The organism is Stieleria varia, from assembly GCF_038443385.1.
Taxonomy (GTDB): Bacteria; Planctomycetota; Planctomycetia; order Pirellulales; family Pirellulaceae; genus Stieleria; species Stieleria varia.
Window position 1 is genome coordinate 5,500,355 of sequence record NZ_CP151726.1, and the last position, 16,582, is coordinate 5,516,936.

At 55.1% G+C, this 16,582-nt stretch carries 12 protein-coding genes; 8 read left to right on the plus strand and 4 right to left on the minus strand.

Features of this window, described 5'->3' with window-relative positions; all coding sequences use genetic code 11:
- The first annotated feature begins 67 nt into the window (after nt 1–67).
- From Pla52nx_RS18650 to Pla52nx_RS18670, 5 genes are all read left to right on the plus strand, one after another.
- A complete protein-coding gene (locus Pla52nx_RS18650; RefSeq protein WP_146520299.1) occupies nt 68–877 on the plus strand; it encodes a sugar phosphate isomerase/epimerase family protein in 810 nt (269 codons plus the stop codon).
- 73 nt (nt 878–950) lie between these two features.
- Nucleotides 951–1,634 (plus strand): DUF3467 domain-containing protein, encoded by a 684-nt coding sequence (locus tag Pla52nx_RS18655; protein WP_146520300.1) that lies wholly within the window; start codon nt 951–953, stop codon nt 1,632–1,634.
- Nucleotides 1,635–1,871: 237 nt separating this feature from the next.
- A complete protein-coding gene (locus tag Pla52nx_RS18660; protein ID WP_146520301.1) occupies nt 1,872–2,528 on the plus strand; it encodes a Maf family protein in 657 nt (218 codons plus the stop codon).
- A gap of 99 nt (nt 2,529–2,627) precedes the next feature.
- On the plus strand, nt 2,628–3,725 hold the full coding sequence (locus Pla52nx_RS18665; protein ID WP_342190198.1) for a DUF1573 domain-containing protein: 1,098 nt from the start codon (nt 2,628–2,630) through the stop codon (nt 3,723–3,725).
- Nucleotides 3,726–3,758: 33 nt separating this feature from the next.
- Nucleotides 3,759–4,379 (plus strand): esterase/lipase family protein, encoded by a 621-nt coding sequence (locus Pla52nx_RS18670; RefSeq protein WP_146520302.1) that lies wholly within the window; start codon nt 3,759–3,761, stop codon nt 4,377–4,379.
- 185 nt (nt 4,380–4,564) lie between these two features.
- On the opposite strand, the gene Pla52nx_RS18675 is transcribed toward Pla52nx_RS18670, so the two are convergent.
- Complete coding sequence (locus tag Pla52nx_RS18675; protein WP_146520303.1) at nt 4,565–5,764, minus strand: EAL and HDOD domain-containing protein; 1,200 nt, start codon at nt 5,762–5,764, stop codon at nt 4,565–4,567.
- 505 nt (nt 5,765–6,269) lie between these two features.
- On the opposite strand from Pla52nx_RS18675, the gene Pla52nx_RS18680 reads away from it, so the two are divergent.
- Both Pla52nx_RS18680 and Pla52nx_RS18685 read left to right on the plus strand, forming a co-directional pair.
- Nucleotides 6,270–7,361, plus strand: coding sequence for a hypothetical protein (locus tag Pla52nx_RS18680; protein WP_146520304.1), 1,092 nt, complete (start codon nt 6,270–6,272; stop codon nt 7,359–7,361).
- Entirely contained in the window at nt 7,361–8,245 is an 885-nt protein-coding gene (locus tag Pla52nx_RS18685) for a DUF6655 family protein (protein WP_146520305.1), read from the plus strand. The genes Pla52nx_RS18680 and Pla52nx_RS18685 overlap by 1 nt, the downstream gene beginning before the upstream one ends.
- Before the next feature lie 5 nt (nt 8,246–8,250).
- On the opposite strand, the gene Pla52nx_RS18690 is transcribed toward Pla52nx_RS18685, so the two are convergent.
- The 3 genes from Pla52nx_RS18690 to Pla52nx_RS18700 all read right to left on the minus strand — a co-directional run bounded on the left by Pla52nx_RS18690 (nt 8,251) and on the right by Pla52nx_RS18700 (nt 15,390).
- Complete coding sequence (locus Pla52nx_RS18690) at nt 8,251–9,480, minus strand: hypothetical protein (RefSeq protein ID WP_146520306.1); 1,230 nt, start codon at nt 9,478–9,480, stop codon at nt 8,251–8,253.
- Nucleotides 9,481–10,536: 1,056 nt separating this feature from the next.
- Nucleotides 10,537–13,698 (minus strand): fused MFS/spermidine synthase, encoded by a 3,162-nt coding sequence (locus Pla52nx_RS18695; protein WP_146520307.1) that lies wholly within the window; start codon nt 13,696–13,698, stop codon nt 10,537–10,539.
- 522 nt (nt 13,699–14,220) lie between these two features.
- Nucleotides 14,221–15,390, minus strand: coding sequence for an FAD-dependent oxidoreductase (locus Pla52nx_RS18700; RefSeq protein ID WP_146520308.1), 1,170 nt, complete (start codon nt 15,388–15,390; stop codon nt 14,221–14,223).
- Nucleotides 15,391–15,769: 379 nt separating this feature from the next.
- On the opposite strand from Pla52nx_RS18700, the gene Pla52nx_RS18705 reads away from it, so the two are divergent.
- On the plus strand, nt 15,770–16,147 hold the full coding sequence (locus Pla52nx_RS18705) for a hypothetical protein (protein WP_146520309.1): 378 nt from the start codon (nt 15,770–15,772) through the stop codon (nt 16,145–16,147).
- The last annotated feature ends 435 nt before the right edge of the window (nt 16,148–16,582 follow it).

Below are 16,582 nucleotides of genomic sequence, written 5' to 3' on the forward strand. Positions count from 1 at the left end.
CGAGCCAAATGATCACGCTGAGACAGGTCAAGGATTCCTTCTCTTCTGTTCTCATACTTGGACGACGATGCTCGCGGTCAGCCAACTTTCGACACTCCGCTGGGATTTAGAACAAGACGTCGCCGGTTATGCTCGGCACGGTTTCTCTGGCATCGGCATCTATCGGCCCAAGCTCGATGACTACGGTGTCGACCGAGCAGCTGAATTGCTAGCGGAACATTCCTTTGCCGTCACATCGCTTTCTTGGGTCGGCGGTTTTACCGGGAGCGATGGACGTGGGTTCAACGACGCCGTGCTCGATGCGATGGCCGCAGTTCGCGACGCGGCGGTCTTGAGAGCTGATACGTTGATCGTCTTGGCCGGTGGCCGGAACAACCACATTCGCAACCACGCACGACGGACGCTATGCAAAGCGTTACGACGCATCTGTGCGGTAGCGGAAGAACACGGGGTCAAGCTGTCGATCGAACCCATTCATCCCGGATGTGGCGACGAGTGGTCGTTTGTGAATGACCTGCAGTCCACCCTCGATATCATCGAACGAGTCAATAGCCCGTCCTTGGGCATCGTGCTGGATACCTACCACATCGGCATGGACGAAGAGTTCCTGCATTGGTTGCCTGATGTCGCACCTTATCTGCATTTGGTTCAGCTCGGGGATGGGCGGCACTGCCCCTGCGGCGAGATGAACCGATGTCTCTTGGGCGACGGTTGCGTCCCGAACGAAAAACTGCTGCAAATCGTGCAGGAATCCGGATACCGCGGCCCCATCGAAATCGAACTGCTCGGCGAAGACGTCGAAGCGGTCAGCTACCATCAATTGCTCGGACACACCAAGGAATATTTAGACGGACTGATGGGGCAAGTCAGTCACTGACTACACGAGCGTGGCACCCAATGCTTAGAATAAAGGCATACTCTCGCCACCTTTCACTCTCAATCCGATCCGCATGTCATCTGACTCACCTGAACCTGCACCCCAGCCCGAACAGCCAAACCCACCGCTGCGTGCTCGAGTACCCGACCACGTCGCCGGCGGCTGTTTCAGTACCGGGGCGATCGTGATGACCGGTCCGAGTGAATTCATCATCGACTTTCTGCAGACGATCGGACGACCGCACAAAGTTGCCGCGCGGATCGTGATTCCACACCCGGTCATGCCTCAATTCATCGACGCGTTGTCGACCAATTTGGAAATCTATCGCAGTCGTTTCGGCGATCCACAATCGCCTCAGCAACAGCCACCTGACCCGAATGCCCGCCGCCCCACGCCTCAGGAAATCTACGACGACCTCAAGATGCCTGACGAAGTACTCAGTGGCACCTATGCCAACGGTGTCATGATCGGTCACGGCGCCACCGAGTTCGGATTGGACTTTTTGACAAGCTTCTTTCCGCAGTCCGCAGTCAGCTGCCGAGTCTTTGTCGCGTCAGGTCAAGTCCCACGATTGCTTGAATCGCTCAAGGGAGCTGTCAACCAACTGGAGCAACGACGCCAAGGCGGTGCGGCACCACCAACGCCCCAGCCGCCTCCAGCTCCCCTACCACCTCCAACGCCGCAGGCCGAGAACCAGGATGCTCCTCCTACGGACGACCCATCCGATCCCGACGACGACAATCCCAACGACACCTAGCAGGCTGTTGGTTTGGTGAGCCGCGACGCGTAAGCGGCCGGGCCTACCGCATTGCCCGGTGCCTTACGGCCCACGGCTCACAAGTATTGCGTAACGCTCCAAATCAACTGCCCGTAATGGGATTCGCCAGAATTCCCAACCCTGCCAACACAGACCGAAAACGCAAAGCCGGAATTCTGGCGAATCCCACTACGGCGACAAAAAAAGTTTCCAGACGTGACGAATCATTTGCCCCTGATGAACAACTTGCCCAAGGCGGCTCTCCCCACCGATGAACCACTTGTGTTGGCGAGCGGTTCGCCGCGCCGGGCGCAATTGATGCGGGCCGCCGGTTATGATTTCACGGTCGACCCGGCTGGCGACGAAGCCGAGTGTGGGGTGTGCAGTCGCGAAACCGCGCCGGAACTGGTCGCGCGATACGCTTACCGAAAAGCACTCGATGTCGTGACACGGTACGATTCAGCAATCGTATTGGCCGCCGATACCGTGGCGTCCTGCAAAGGCTATATCTTGGGCAAACCAAAAGACGAAGCCCATGCCGAATCGATGCTCCGCATGCTCAGCGGCACTCGGCACGACGTTTACACCGGCGTTTGTCTTTGGTCGGCAAAGTCTCAGCGGTGCATTGTGGATGTTTCACGGACGCAGCTGGAGATGCAGACGCTGACCGACCAAATGCTTGCAGATTATCTTGAGACCATGCTGTGGGAGGGAAAAGCAGGATCATTCGGATACCAGGACGGAAATGACTGGATTTCCATCGTCGGTGGAGGCAGCGAAAGCAACGTGGTTGGGCTGCCGATGGAACGTTTAGCAGAATTACTGGAAAATTTCGACGCATTAGCCGAAACGGTAAACAATGGCTCCGTCGATCCAGGTTGGGTGATCGATTAGTCTTTGCTAGGATTAGGCAGCGTCCAGTCTTGGTTCGACGCCTACACTTCATGACGCCAATCTTCCCATCCAATTATAGATTCGATGAGGACCGACTCCATGCGGACAACAGCACCTGATTTCGTGGCTTCGGATGACCAACGCCATCTCTGTTCGTGCTGTTGCGTGCCTCCACGGCTTTTTATCGGCGCGCTGATGGTTTTCATCGGCGTAATGACGCTGGCAGTCACCCCCTCGGCTCATGCGCAAACCATCAATTCGAGCGTTGCCGCAAAGCAGTGGGCGGAAAAGATGTTCGAGAATCGGTCACACGATTTTCGCGCCGTCGGACGTGGTACCAAGTGCGAGTACCATTTCGAATTGACCAACCTGTACGAACAAGACGTCCACATCGCGGGTGTTCGTAGCAGTTGTGGATGCACCACGCCGACGATCACCAAGGACACGCTCAAGACGCACGAAAAATCTTCGATCGTCGCGACCTTCAACACCAGCACTTTCGTCGGCCAAAAGTCTGCCGTTGTCACCGTCATCTTTGATCGCCCGGCCTACGCAGAAGTGCAACTGACGGTCAGCGGATTCATTCGTACCGACATCACCTTTGAACCGAACGAAGTCACGTTTGGTGAGATCGGCATCGGCCAAACCGCGGAGCAAGATGTCGTGATCACCCATCGTGGTTCCAACGATTGGAGAATCACGGATGTGCGGAGTCTCTGCTCGGATCTGCAAGTTCGATTGAGCTCGCCGGAGATTTCCCCAGGCATCGTTCGTTATCGAATGAAGGTCAACGTGCTGGAGTCGATGCCCGAAGGCGATGTCCGAGAACGCTTGACCCTGATCAGCAATGATCGCAACTTCCCAACGACCGAGATGTCGATCAACGGCAGGGTGCGACCCCCGTTGAGCATTTCGCCCGCAGCGATGAGCTTTGGAACCGTTCAGCCAGGAGCCACGGTTTCAAAACGTGTTTTGCTGCGTGGAGAAAAGCCGTTCGCAGTGACGCAAGTCATCTGCCCGGACAGTCGCTTTCAGTTTGATTTGCCCGAGGGTTCCAAGACGTTCCATGTTCTCAATGTGCGATTCGCTGCCGGTGCCGAGCCTGCTCGTGTGGGGCAGGAGATCCGTGTGGTCACCGACATGAATGATGGAAAGTCGGTCACCTGCGTGTTGACGGGCACCATCGCGGGCTCGTGACGCCATATACCGTTCCCAAGACGGTGAATTGATGTGAAAGTCCTCCTGATTCACGGCTTCGCTGCCAACTCGCTCGCAATGTGGTACTTGCGATACAAGTTGTCGCGATTGGGATACGATCCGCTCATCTGGTCTTATCCTTCGTTAAGACGTTCGATCAACCACCACGCGGATCGACTTCGTCACGACCTGCAATCCATTGATGACGCCGGGACGCCTTTTCACCTGGTTGCCCACAGCATGGGGTCGATCGTCGTTCGCTCCGCGTTCCATCAAGAGCAAACGGTCTCGGCGGGATCACTTCAAGGACGCTTCGTTCAGCTCAATCGGATCGTGATGCTGGCACCACCGAATCATGGCTCCCCACGAGCGGGCAGGGCGGCAAAATATTTTGGCCGCTTCCTCAAACCAATCGACGAACTCTCCGATCATCCCGACAGCTTCGTGAATTCTCTGCCGATCCTGTTGGCCGAACGAACGGGAATCATCGCAGCCTCGAAAGACCGAGTGGTGCCCATCGCCAGCACGCACCTGGTCGACGAAGCAGACCATGTGACCTTGCCCTGTCAGCACAACACCCTACTCCGCTCAGCCACCGCCGTGCACCTGATCGACAACTTCCTCACCCACGGCCGGTTTGAAAGAAACTCGTGAGCCTCAGGCGCTAGCCGTGGGCCTGAGGCGGATTGTGGTGCCGGCCCACGGCTAGCGTTTGAGGCGGATTGTGGTGCGGCCCACGGCTAGCGCCTGAGGCTCACTCTGATTGCGATGCATGGGACAAAAACATGGACTGAAAAAACAATGTCAACCCCGTACTTTGAACAGCCCAGCCCAGCGGCTCACGCACGCAGCGAATTCGTCGTCAGCCACTGCAGCGTTTCTTCATAAGTCTGAGCAACTTGCGCACGATTCACATTTGCCAATGTCGTCACGTTGCCCGATTCATAATTGATCACACAGGACAATACATCTCCCAAAGTCCCGGATCGATTCAGTAACGCATCGTTGGTATCGTTCGTCAATGGCAACATCTTGACGATCTCGCTCATCGGCTGATCCAACAGTGCATCCAGGGTGGAGAATAATCCGAGCGTATAGAATCGCTCGGGGCGGTCCTCGCCGGCTTGAATCGCCAGCAGCTCGCACATCTTCGCCCGCATCAATGCGATGTTGATCAGCTCATTCGGCTTGGTTTCGTCCACATTGGACAACAGCATCATCGAGACCAGCGAACGCAGACGCTGGATTCCCATCAATGCAGTTGCTTGCCGCAGCGAATCGATCCTTCGACGCGTCGCCGCATTGGCTGAGTTCACAAACTGTAGCAGTTTGTAGGATAGGTTGGCGTCCGTTTGGATCACCTCCTCGACTCTTTCCGTCGTGATATCCGGATCCTGCAGCGCGGATAGCAATCGAACAACGGACGCGATGTTACTGTTGACCCGGCGACCACTGATCACCTGCGGTTTGCAGAAAAAGTAGCCTTGGAAAAGATCACAGCCCAGCTCACGGCATCGCTCAAACTCTTCCTGCGTCTCAATCTTCTCTGCCAAGATCGTCTGAATCCCACGGTCCCGGAGCTTGGAAATGTGATCCGCCAGTTCATTTGATGGGATGGCTGGGAACTCAACCTTGACAATGTCCGCCAAATCGATCAACGGCTCCAACTCCTCGCGGTAAATGAAATCGTCCAATGCGATCGTGTAACCCAACTCTGAGTACTCGGCGACCGCCGCCAGAACATGACGGTCTGGCTGGATGTCTTCCAGTACCTCTAGGACCACTCGATCAGCGGGCAAGCAGCTCAAATGCCGAGCGAGCAGCAGATTGCGAGTCAGATTGATGAACGCACACTTGGAACCCGCCAGCGTCTCCAATCCGATGTCAGTGAATGTATTCAAAATGACATTTGCTGTCGCACGATCCCCCTCGCAAAAGCGAGCCGAGTTCTCTTCGCCAGATCGAAAGAGCAACTCGTATCCGTAGACGTCCAGAGAGGAGGAAAAGATCGGTTGGCGTCCAACAAGAGCCCTGTCCATGCTGCGTGTTCCAAACCACAAAGGATGCAATGTTCTAAAGGTAATCCGCAAACATGCGTCGCTGAGGGATGTTCACGAGCCAACTACGCAACGGATGTCCGATAACCCTCGCCCTGTCTCAATGCACGCTGAAGCTGGATTCTGCGCTTTACATCACGAGCCAAAAAAAGGCGGATTTTTCAACACTTTCGCTCAATGCAAGCATTGTCGCCTCATTCCGGCGTTGACCTGCCATCGCTCTGCTTGCTAGTTGCACGGTAGAAGCGTCGGTTTTTCGCCCTCGCTTTTCCCACCCACCGCTCATTCGCAATCGCTTCATCGCAGCCCTGTGCGTCCACTCAAAGCTTCCTTTCCGATTCAAGTGCCACGACCAGCAGCAGTCTGCATGGGTTGTTGGGCTCTTCGTTGCGTTGGGCATTGCACATGGGGACTTGCCTGGACCATCACGCTGTTGATCGCAACGGGATGTCAAAACAGAGCACACCGCGATGCTTACCACGCCAAAATGGCCAGTGAAATTCGCGTCTTGGAAGATCAGCTTTACGACGCCGATTATCAAAACCGGGTGCTCAGAGACAAACTGGAACGCTTGGGCGCCCAACAGAAAAATAGCGTGACCCCCACGCCATACGCGCCCTTGGTCGAGTCCTCACGCGAGCCCCTGCCGCCGCAGCCCAAACCCTATCCGACCGAGTCGTACCACACCGATCCCTACGACTTACCACCAGACAGCGATCCCTCTGCAACGGTCGACGACGGGAAAGTGGTTGTTCCGCCGACCACCACTCCGCGGGAATCGACACCGCCAACGCGCGCTCCGGATTCATCCAGCCGACCGCTGACCGAACCTGAACAGATCCCGACTCCTGATCCCACGATCATGAAGGAAAACGAGGATGCTGCAGCGAACCCCTCCACACGCGATGCCGACGACAACCCGTTCCCAGCAGAAAAAGAAACCGAGCCGCGTATCTTGCCGCCGCCCAACCGACCAGAACCGCCAGGACCGTCGAGCCTGGAGGTCAAGCCAATCATTCCAGGTGAACTGATTCCACCCGGCGTGCCCGAACCTGATCCGCCAGGGAAGATCGAGTTGCCAGACGACGCGAAAGTGTTGTTGGATGATTTCGCGCCTCAAGTGATCGATCCCAACAGCACGTCTGGGATTCCAGATCACCTGGAACTTCATCGTGGACTCTCCGGTGGACATCAGATGGACGAGGACGACGAAGTGGACGGAGTGTTCTTGGTCGTCAACGCGCTGGACGATGACAATCGGGTCGTTGATTTATCAAAATTTGACATCGATGCGACTTTGACCGTGGTCGCCGTGGATCCCACGATCGCAAGCGATGACCAACGCATCGGACGATGGGAGTTCACCGCAGACGAAGTACGCGAGATGATAAAGACACAACCCGTCAACGGGCTGCACGTTTCCATTCCATGGAGCGACCAGCGCCCGGCCGGTGATGAATTGATCCTCCACGTGCGACTCAAAGCGGCCGACGAAGAAATGATCTGCCAGGGCAAAGTCTCCCTCGCACCCTCGGTCGCAATGTCCAATTGGTTGCCTCGCGGAGGAGCCAAACGCTGATGGATCATGTACTAAGAGCTGTTGCGACAGCGTGCGTCGCATGGCTATTGGTCAGCGCTGTCGGATGCGGCACGACTCGAGCCAAAATAGCGACCGAACAGTTGGTCATGAGCGACGCGGTGGACAAAAATATCCAGGACCTCGACTTTCGCCCATTGAGCGGACGGAAGGTCTATCTGGACACGACGTACCTACGCCAAGTCAAGGGAAGTGGGTTCGTCAACGCCGAGTATGTGACCAGCGGAATCCGCCAACAGATCGTCGGCGCAGGATGCTTGATTCAAGACGCATCTCAGGACGCGGACATCATCATCGAAGCAAGAATCGGCGCGCTGGGAGCGGACGATCACAGTGTCACCTTGGGCATCCCCGACAACAGCAAACTGGCGTCTGCGGTTTCGGTGCTGCCCAACGCACCGAACCTGCCTGCCGTCCCCGAGTTGGCGGTTGCGAAACGCGATGTCCAAGAAGCCGCTTCAAAGATCGCCGTGTTTGCTTACGATCGAGAAACACGAGAGCCCGTCTGGCAATCGGGAGTCCGGCACAGTGTCTCCACCGCGCGTGACACTTGGGTGATGGGAATCGGGCCTTTTCAAGGAGGCTCGATTCGCGACAAAACCAAGTTGGTCGGCAGTAAATTTGCCTTCGGCCGTCGAAGCGAGAGAGGCTCGCCGACGGACATCTACGAACGACCACCGGTCGATTACACCGCCGAAACGAGGTTTAATCAAGGTCATCCTGTCTTCGCCGGAGACGACGCAAGCGATGGAATGATCGGAACCCTGCCATCACCAGATGAACCACCAGAGGCGGCGGATGCGCCGGAAGCTCAGATCGCAGAAAACGATTTGGGCACCAAGCTCTCGGATGTGGATGTCCAGTAGTCTGTTCAAGCAATTTGCAGCATCGACTGCAGCAACAATCCGATTCCTTCCGCGTCTCTGCAACGCCCTGATCCGGGTCGGCTCTGAAACACACCAGACTTCTCCAGAAACAACACGCCCATCGCTTGTTCGGCGAGCGACTCGATCGTCTCGTCAACGTCGACATGCTCTCGCATCGCGACTAAGAATTTCAACGATTCACCGTAGTCTCGCGCGATCGCCGTCTCGGGCGGCAAGCCTGCGTCTTGCAACATCGTGACAAAGGATTTGGCAAGGCGCAGATACGTGTCCTGTCCCGTTGCGTCAAACAGCATTCTCATCGCATCGGCATAGTCCATCGGATGCGCTGCGACAAAGGACAAATCGGGACTGCTCAAGTCGTCTTGGGTAACAGTGGCTGCCTGCTCATCCACACATTGCTCCGCACTCGCAACCAGCTCGCTGCGATCAAGCGTCTGGCTTGCGTGAATCAAAGACTGAATCCAACGCCCACGATCTGGCAGAGGAGCGTTCATGAATCTGGCTTGGTAACGATCCAGTGACGGACCAAAGTCCATCCGAATCAAGCCTTTCGATAGTGCCCAAAGCGTCGAATCGCACAAAGAGATGATCGTGGTGTTCACCGATGAAGCAGCTATGTTTCTGAAAGACTCTGAGACGGAAAAGAATGTAGAGAACCGATCGACCGTTTCGAGAGTTGCGTCTGGAGCGTGCTTTGCCAACAGATCCCATTGGTCGGGAGAAAGCCGGGCGATCAACCCGGAGTCGTTCTCTGTGAACTTGTCCACGTCAAAGTCGTAAACGCATGAATCGAACATGGGCAGCTTGTCGAACTGGGCAGCAGAAACATGCAGCAGCGATTTCAGATGAGACTCGGCGGCTTCCGTGTAGCACTTGCATCCCGTTCTGGACGCTAGTTCCAGAGCTGCGGACACACTTGGCATGCTCAGAGCGAGATGCGAGGTCACTCCCGGTCGAACAGCCCGGGCATCCCAATCGATCGACCAAATTCCACTACGTGTGCGGCCGCGCTGATCGGTGCAGTAGAGCGTGAAGCGGTCGAAGTGCGATTGAACGGCTTCGACCCAGGCGTCATTGGAACCTGCAGCGACGGGGATCGGCGTGGGGTCCTGGCCCAACGCCAGTGAGCGGACCAGTGTGGACCCGATCAACCCTGCGCAAGATCCCAGTCCCTTGCAAAATCCACGACGTGTGATGCTAGTGGTCTGGGACAACTTATCTTTAGGGTAGTAGCTTATCTTGAGAGTAGTGGATCTTGTTAAAGATCCTGTAGCGGTGGGATCTTTGCCAAGATCCCCTAAGGCATACCATAACTTCTAGCTGTCCCAAACCACTAGGGCGACAACTGTAGCTCATTGGAGGACCTCGATTTCAGGAATGTCTCGGACGGAAAAACGGACTGAGGGAAAGAAAATTCGATAAAACCGGTCAAAGCTCACGAACCCAGGTGCTAATGGCTGGGTCTAAACCCCAACGGAGCCAAAATTCTCTTGCCTTGCAATTGCCAAGCAGAGATAATAGCTCCGTCGGGTCGCAATAACGCGTTGCGACGCACCATTTCCGAACGGTCTTCCACCCCATCTGGTTGGCACTTGGGTTGTGGACCGTCAAACAAATCGTTTTTAAAGGAGGTGATCAAGTGGATTATTGCTGTACTAGCCAACGGGGTAGTAACCCGTAGACCAAGTCGGCGGGCTGACGCTACGGTCAGCTACCCCACTCGGGATCTCTTTTGTTTTCCGAGATAGTCGCCCGTTTGTCGAGATTCTACCTTGGTCTCGGCAAACGGGTTTTTTCATGCGCACTACCTGCACGAGTAGTCGTTTGAGCATGGCAAAACGCTCGGCATTACTCGCTATCGACTTGGAAAGTCGAGCGACAATTGTCGTTCGACTCTCCGAGTCGAAAACGAACACCACCATACGCCCAAACACGAACCATACGCCCCGAGCCATACCCCACGCCGCCACCTCCCGCGAGGAAGAGACTGCTAACTTACTGAGCCGCGATGCGTAAGCGGCCGCCGGGGCTAACGCTGGACTGCTCAAAGTTTGGGGTTGACAATGTTTTTTCAGTCCATGTTTTCGTTCCATGCATCGCAATCAAAGTGAGCCTCAGGCGCTAGCCGTGGGCCGGCACCACAATCCGCCTCAGGCCCACGGCTAGCGCCTGAGGCTCACTGGGGGCCACCAGCTTCGCCGGCAGTAGGGACATAAACTTGCGCAAACCCAAAAAGACACAACACCAAACTTTGAGCAGTCCAGTCCAGGCTACCGCTGAGCCCACGTTCGGAATTGCTGCAAATCTGCGTCGGCACGTCCTGCAAAAGGAGAACCTTCGCGGGTATACAACGCTGCTCTCTCCTCCAAGAGCCATTCTTTCCAAGGAACGTATGGCTCAAAATGGCTCAACGCATCAATCATCTCGGCTTGGCCAAGATTTTCGGAAATCACGTACCGCGTCAACAACCTCATGTCTTCCAAACGATACATCGAGAAGGGTTCTTTTAGCTGAGAAAACAGCAGTCTCGCAAAGTCGATGTCGGTTGAGGCAGCGTCGACGGCATTTCGAAGAACGGACTCAAAAAGTTGGCGGCTACCCCACGGACTACTTTGCATTTGCAGAATCGTCGCCAAGATCGCTTTGCGTCCCAATTCTCTCTCGTTGCGTTTCATGTAGCTGACTGTCTCAATGGCCGCCGCCTCACCCGCGTTACTGATTCGCAAGACATCCATCAAGTCGGTCGGAAGCGAGGTGCCGGTTTCGGCCAAGGTATGAGAATAGACCAAGCGTTCGATTGGACAGCCAAAATCGACGTTGATTCCACCGAAGAGTCTTGCGGCTTCCTGATAGTTTTGTGTTAGATAGGATCGATATGCCTCTGATCTGAGTTGCTGATCGTCGCTATTCTTCGATTCTGCAGGAACCTCATGACCCAAGTACAGATTCATGGCGAGTTGTCGCCTAGCGATTTGCTTCAGATCCAAACAGTCCTTCGATAGCGGCGTACTATCGCCCATGGTTCGGGCAAGTCGATGTAAAGCCTCACTAGAGAATCGCGTCTTTTGGCCTAATGATTTCGCAAACGCATACTCAAGTAGATTCCGATCATCAGAGTTGACCGGAATGTCTTCGTCGTTGGTCCACTTCTCGACAGTCTTGAGACCACAGACGTAGTGAGCGATGACACCTTCGAGATCGTCGACTCGCCACCCGAGATTTAGTCCTTCACGGATCGCCGGCAGTTGGGTTCGCCTTCGAATGAACGCTTCATCGTCCCAGATCGGAAATCGGGACTTTCCACAAACCAAAACAAGATCCCGCGACTTGGCTCGCCAGACTTCCACATGCGGAAAGACCGTACGAAGCGTCTTCAATACGATCGCCACCGTTCGGTCGTCGACTTCATACGCTTGAAGCCATTGAAGGAATATTCCATCTTCTGTTAGTCGATCCAATGCTGAACTGTAGAACTCAGTCGTATAAAGATTTGCGATCCCAACTCGGTATGGGTTCGAAGGCTCCGATACGATGACGTCGTAGGCCCCTCGACCGGATAGCAAGAACTCCCTCGCGTCATTGAAGTGAGTTTGAACCTTGGGATTGGCAAGTGCGTCTTTGTTCATCGCACGGCATTGTTCTGCCATGTGCATGATCACTGGCTCCAACTCAACGACGTCGACAGATTCCACTTCCTCACATGCTGCCATCCATCCTGCTGTTTCGCCCGTCCCCAATCCGATGACCAAGCCACGTTTTGGCGACAGATGCAGCAATGGACCCAGCAGTCCGAGCCCAACTTGTGTTCCGGCATCGTTGTAAGCGTTGCCGTCGTTCTTTCCATTGACGATAAATGACAAGCTATCTGTTGCCGTAATCGCAACACTGGATTCGACGCCCTCCGCCTCCCAGATGCACTGCCGACGTTTGGCATTGATAAAATTTTTCTCGGCGTTGCGTCCGACGCCTTCTAAGTCCGCTCGTCCAGCCCCGATTCCAGCGTGACGCCAGACAGCCGTCGGTCCCTCTGCCTGAATCGCAACGAGTAAAAGTACGGCTCCGAATGCAAAGAACGGCAGAAAGAGTTTTCTCGATAGCCTCGAATAGGTAACGACTACCATCCCCCAAACCACCAATACAATGATCGCTGCCCTCCAAATTCCCGGCGCGGTCAGAATAGGCATGAGGAGAAATCCTCCTGCAAGCGAACCACAGATTGCGCCTACAGTATTTGAAGCGAACGTCCAGCCAACATGCTTGGCAACGTGTTGTCTTCCCTTGCCAGCGACGGCGATCAAGAGTGGGAATTGAAACCCAGCCACGATTGATGCTGGAAGAATCACGAAGGACGCAATCTGGAACCAATTCCACACTTGATCAACAAACGAATCGATCACTTCGTTTTGTTGTTGAAGCACCCACATTGCGACTTGATCACCAAACCAAAGTGGAACCGCGATGAAACAGGCTTCCAGCAGACAAGTGATTGACAGTAATGGAAGTGTGGGTTTTCCCCATCGAACAAACAGATTGTAAAGGGCACCACCAACGCCAATGCCCAGCAGTGCAACGCACAGAATCAATCCAAACGTGTAAGTGGTTCCGCCCAGCAGGGGACCAAGCATTCGATACCAAACGATTTCCATCAAAAAGAAAACAAAACCAACAACCGCTGCTGAAATACAAACGAGCGGAAGTCGGTTCTCGGTGCCTTGATCAATCGCTCCATCCTCGTCGACTGCCTGCTTGGCGTTTCTCGGGTTCACAGCAGAACGCGTGTGCGGGATCGCGATCAATTGACTGGAATAGCGAATCGCCGTTACGGCGAGCAGCAGATTAATGAAACAAGCGGACCACAGAACCGACCGGTTGCCCAGCCATTCGATCAGCACGAAGTTGGCTAGCCCCGCACCGGTCACCGCACCAAGCGTATTCAACGCATAGATCATAGCGACCCCCTTTCGTCTCGCATCCGAATCGACCGAAACCGCGAGTGCTGCCGCCGGCATGGTTCCCCCCATCAAGAACGTCGGCGCAGCTAAGATTGCAGCAGAAGCAACCAAGCGGATCATTGTCGCGAGACCGATACCCAATGACGACTGTCCTCCGACAGAGACATAGGCGTACCTCGCGATATCGATCATCCAAGGGCTGATCGCAGCGAAGATCGCAATGCCAAACTCAAGCATCGCATAGAAGCGAACGGGCTTCAACGTTCCTTCGATTCGCCGCCCCAGAACGACATTTCCGATCCCCAAACCCGCCATGAAAATGGCCAACACGGCAGCCGACGAAGAAGTGGTTGCGCCAAACACGAGTCGCAACTCGCGTATCCAAACGACTTGGTACACAAGTGCGCACGCTCCCGAAATGAACAACAAGCAAGCAAACTTTGACGGTGCAGCATTGCCTTCTGCTTTGCCTTCAATCAAGAGAGTACAACTCCATTTGAAACTGATTGGCTGCGAAACTCGCAATCAATGAATGGACATGAACACTGAACAACAAGACGTGCGTGTTCGATCGAGAATGAACTCTAGCGTGCCACGGCTGGATTTGCACGATGCCATGGCGTCAAGTTCATCCGCTATTCTTCCGTTCTTAACATTCCACCTCGTTGCAACTTATCTTTAGGGTAGTGGATCTTGTTAAAGATCCTGTAGCGGTGGGATCTTTAACAAGATCCACTACGGCAAACCCTAACTTCTAGCTGTCCCAGACCACTAGTGCATCGTCCAGACTTGATTTTGGGGTTAGTCGTTTTGGCGATAGCCACGGTTGAGTTGCGAAAACCGTGGCTAACGCCAAAACGGCTCATTGATCGAACCCGCGTTCTAAGACTGGACGAAGCACTAGACGTACGCGAGCATCTCGCCAAAGCGAGTCAAATCAAGTCCGGCCATGACAGTGCCTTTTTCTCTTCAAACTCATTCTCTCTTCACACGACTGTTTTCCTAAGCTCCGCGAGCGACGCCAAGCCAGCCAGTTTTTAGCCCCGCCATCGTATAAACCATTTGCTTTCCAACATAAGGCAAATGCGGCATCACGGGCAGCGAAACGTCACGCCCGAATTGCAACACACGATTTGAGGTTTGGAAAAAGGGCGTCAACATCCCGGTCAATACGCTGTAGTAGCCCGTCGTTGATCGACGCAAAGTTTCATAGGCGGCATACGCATCTCGGTAGTCTGCATGAATCGACATTTGCTCGGCCAACACCGCCGCATCCACCAACGCCAAATTCAATCCCTGCCCCAAGTGCGGACTCGTCGCGTGGGCCGCGTCGCCGATGAAGGCCACCCGCCCCTGCGTTACGCGGTGCATCCGACTATTGAGATAGGTCGCGTACGTCACTTCCGCAAGCGATTTGATCTCCGCAATCGCTTCTTCCGCCAACGGAAAAAAATCAACCACCTGACGTTTCCAAGCGTCCAATCCGTTTGCTCGCACGCTTGGCTCGTCGGTCTTTTTCAAACCCCAAAAGAAGCTGCAGCGTCCATCTCCCACTGGCAACAACCCCATCAACCGTCCGCATCGTCCCACGACCTGCAGCAGTCGATCCTGCGGCCCCGAGTAAGGACCGATCGTCCACAACGCTGCGTCCGGATACTCGCGAATCGATCGCGTCAAACCAGAGTGCTCACGCAGTCGCGACCGAGATCCATCCGCCGCGATCAATAGATCAAAACTGCCTTTACTCTCACCGTCGTTTCCGATCAGTTCAACGCCATCGTCCGTCGCCACGTAGCTGGTTATCAGTTGCCCTTCGCGAATCTGCACGCCCGCGTTTGCGCACCGATCAAACAGAATTTGAAAGATGTGACTGCGCAGCACGCCCAGTCCGAACAATTCGCCAGAGACCTTTTTGTAAGGCAGATGCACCAGTGTGCGGCCCGACCGATGCTGTGCCAGCAAGTTGCTGATCTTCGCCGTCTTCAGCGCCACTTCATCCAGCACTCCCAACCGCGCCAGTACCGCCTGTCCGCTAGGCTGCAACAAAATGCCTGCTCCAATCGGACCACATTTGCCCGCCTGTTCAAAAAGCGTCACCAAGTGCCCCTGATCAGCCAGCTGCCAAGCCACTGCCGTTCCCGCAATCCCGCTCCCCACCACAGCAATGTTCATATCAACTTTCTTTCGATAGGTGTTACCGGCCTCGCTGCGGTCGTAGTTCTCGCCTTTTTGGGGCCGGAATGTGGTCGTATTTTAGCGTAATTCTTACACCGTGAATTCGGTACACTTTCTCCCGCCCTCGCAGCCTGCACCTCGCACCCCGATTTTCAAAAAATCTAAATCGTACCCCGCTTCTACCTCGCCCCTTTTCAAACGCGTTTGCATGTAAATGGGAGGGCACATGGGTGGCCTTTCTCGCCCACTGTTCTTCTCATGCGAACTTGGGGGAGCCATGGTGACGCGATGGATTTTTGCTTCCACAATACAACGCGACCAACAGCTCGCCTTGCTCAAATGTTCCCCCTGTCCACACTGCAAGCACACCGGGACGTTGAATCGACACGGCGTCCTCAAAGGCTACGACGAGCAGAATTTCAAGCACAAATCCGTCCGAGCGATACGCATCTTTTGCAGCAATCGTGGAAACGCCAACGGCTGCGGTAAAACTTTCAGCGTTTGGATCGCTGACAAAGCTGCCCGCTGCCCGTATCTCCCTGTCGCCTGTCCGGCCAAGGGAAAGATCGAACGCTTCTTTCGCCGAGTCCGCGATCCGTTCTTGATCGACCTGCGTGGCCGAAAGATCGTGCTGCGTCACGAACGTCATCGCGATGGCGACGTGATCGTCTACGAAGGTGGCCGCCGGATCGGTAAGGCCCGCCTGCTGGACGCCGTGGCCAACGGCATGATGCGACGGAAAGAAACCTCGTGAGCCTCGGGCGCTAGCCGTGGGCCCCGCACCACAATCCGCACCTCGGTGCCTCGTGGCCTCGGGCGCTAGGCGTCGATTGGCACGAAGACAGTCTGCGCATATCAGCCGCCACGCGATAGCGTCCGGTTCTCACGCCTGTCATCGGGAACCGGACGCTATCGCGTGCCGGCTGATGAATCATCCGCGCCTAGCCGTGGGCCCAGTACCACAATCCGCACCACTCGTCCACTCTGGCTTCTCCCCCAGCTTTTCTGGGGGAGAAGGGCTGGGGATGAGGGGGCTGAGCGCTGAAACGTTGCTTCACCCAACACGCATCCATCCCAAGCGACTTCGCGCACGAAAAGCCAACTTCAAACTTCACTCCTCCCACTTCAAACTTCCACCCATGATTCGATCCTACTTTCTCTGATTAGCAGCTCCTTCCGTCGAGCTTGT

Bases quoted from the DNA above. Each gene is read 5' to 3' on its own strand.
- Pla52nx_RS18655 (WP_146520300.1), top strand. From the start codon at position 951: ATGTCATCTGACTCACCTGAACCTGCACCCCAGCCCGAACAGCCAAAC.
- Pla52nx_RS18685 (WP_146520305.1), top strand. From the start codon at position 7,361: ATGGATCATGTACTAAGAGCTGTTGCGACAGCGTGCGTCGCATGGCTA.
- Pla52nx_RS18700 (WP_146520308.1), bottom strand. From the start codon at position 15,390: ATGAACATTGCTGTGGTGGGGAGCGGGATTGCGGGAACGGCAGTGGCT.
- Pla52nx_RS18650 (WP_146520299.1), top strand. From the start codon at position 68: ATGCTCGCGGTCAGCCAACTTTCGACACTCCGCTGGGATTTAGAACAA.
- Pla52nx_RS18660 (WP_146520301.1), top strand. From the start codon at position 1,872: ATGAACAACTTGCCCAAGGCGGCTCTCCCCACCGATGAACCACTTGTG.
- Pla52nx_RS18680 (WP_146520304.1), top strand. From the start codon at position 6,270: ATGGCCAGTGAAATTCGCGTCTTGGAAGATCAGCTTTACGACGCCGAT.
- Pla52nx_RS18675 (WP_146520303.1), bottom strand. From the start codon at position 5,764: ATGGACAGGGCTCTTGTTGGACGCCAACCGATCTTTTCCTCCTCTCTG.
- Pla52nx_RS18665 (WP_342190198.1), top strand. From the start codon at position 2,628: ATGCGGACAACAGCACCTGATTTCGTGGCTTCGGATGACCAACGCCAT.